Origin of the sequence: Psychrobacter sp. NC44, from assembly GCF_904846655.1 — a bacterium.
GTDB lineage: Bacteria > Pseudomonadota > Gammaproteobacteria > Pseudomonadales > Moraxellaceae > Psychrobacter.
Window position 1 is genome coordinate 1 of the sequence record NZ_CAJHBN010000043.1, and the last position, 786, is coordinate 786.

1 pseudogene and 1 other annotated feature are annotated in these 786 nt (G+C 46.9%); the pseudogene reads left to right on the forward strand.

The annotated features are described in order from the left end of the window. Positions 1–786: pseudogene (locus tag JMX95_RS13605) on the forward strand (IS3 family transposase); the annotation flags it as partial. Beyond that, positions 56–172 (forward strand) — a sequence feature (AL1L pseudoknot). Its footprint overlaps the pseudogene before it by 117 nt.

Sequence of the window (786 nt, forward strand, 5' to 3'; positions counted from 1 at the left end):
TTGAACGAGAGAATAGAGAACTCAAGCAAGCCAATGAGATTATACGTAAGGCTGCTGCTTTTTTCGCCCAGGCGGAGAAGGGCCGTCCACCCAGATAATGGTTCAGTTTATTGATGACTATAGAGGTAGTTATGGGATCGAGCTGATTTGTAGAGTACTACCGATTGCCCCGTCAACCTATCACCGTGCTAAAGACCTAGAGTGCTGCCCTGAAAAGCGTTCACTGCGCAGTCAGCATGACGACTTTTACCTCAGTGAAATCAGACGCATCTGGCAGGACAGCAAATGCCGCTATGGTGCTCGCAAAGTCTGGCGGCAGATGAAAGCTGACGGGTTAAAGGTTGCTCGGTGTACCGTAGAACGTTTAATGAGCCAGCACGGCTTACAAGGTGTCTGGCGCGGTAAGGGTAAGATTACCACCAACAGCCGTGATGATCAAAAGCGCGCTGATGACTTAGTCAATCGTAACTTTAGCGCCCATCGTCCTAACCAGCTGTGGGTTGCAGATTTTACTTATATCAAGACATTGAGCGGCTGGGTTTATACCGCTTTTATCATCGATGCATTTGCTCGCGCTATTGTCGGCTGGAAAGTATCGAATCGTATGAACACTGATATGGTAATGGCAGCATTAAATCAAGCGATAACCGATAGAAATAATCCCAAAGATGTGATTCATCACAGTGATCGAGGGGTTCAGTACTTATCTATTCGCTATACCGATAAGATGACGGACTCTGGCGTAATTGCTTCTGTTGGTACAACAGGCGATTCATACGACAATGC